Source organism: Methylobacterium sp. CCH7-A2 (assembly GCF_001557075.1).
Lineage (GTDB): Bacteria > Pseudomonadota > Alphaproteobacteria > Rhizobiales > Beijerinckiaceae > Allobosea > Allobosea massiliensis.
Genome location: NZ_LSKN01000310.1, coordinates 1 through 560 on the forward strand (window position 1 = coordinate 1; position 560 = coordinate 560).

General features: G+C 67.1%; 1 protein-coding gene and 1 pseudogene. Both read left to right on the forward strand.

Annotation, left to right across the window (positions count from 1 at the left end; translation table 11 throughout):
* Positions 1-89 (forward strand): annotated as a pseudogene (locus AX750_RS27020) (thiosulfate oxidation carrier complex protein SoxZ); the annotation flags it as partial.
* Positions 90-190: 101 nt separating this feature from the next.
* On the forward strand, positions 191-560 hold a 370-nt coding region (locus tag AX750_RS24530; protein ID WP_156462478.1), incomplete at its 3' end, for a twin-arginine translocation signal domain-containing protein.

The following is a 560-nucleotide window of genomic DNA, read 5'->3' on the forward strand; positions in this document are numbered from 1 at the left end:
AGGCGACGGAATCGGGCGAGTTCACCTTCGTCTGGAAGGATGACGACGGCTCCGAATACACCGCGAAGAACAAGCTGACCGTCGGCTGAGCGGGCCGATCCGGCCGACGACACTCCTGATGAGGTGATGCGCGATGTCCGCAAGGACATCGCCGGTGGGTGGCGCTTCGCGCTCGCCCAGAAGGTGAATCATGGTCTCCAGACGCGAATTTCTTCAGGCGACGGCCGCCGCCGCGGCTATTGCGGCAGCCTCCGGGCTCGGCCCGCTCGGGCGGGCGGCGGCACAGCAGAAGCTGGCGCAGAGCGACATCCTGCGCTTCGATCCGCTGGGCACGCTGACGATCCTTCATGTCACCGACATCCATGCGCAGCTGATGCCGCTGCATTTCCGCGAGCCCTCGATCAATCTCGGCGTCGGCCCGGCCAGGGGCCAGCCGCCGCATCTCGTCGACGCCGAATTCCGTGCGCATTTCAAGATCGCCGCCGGCTCCGCCGACGCCTTCGCCCTGACCTCGGACGACTTCGTCGCCCTGGCGAAGACCTATGGCCGGATGGGCGGGC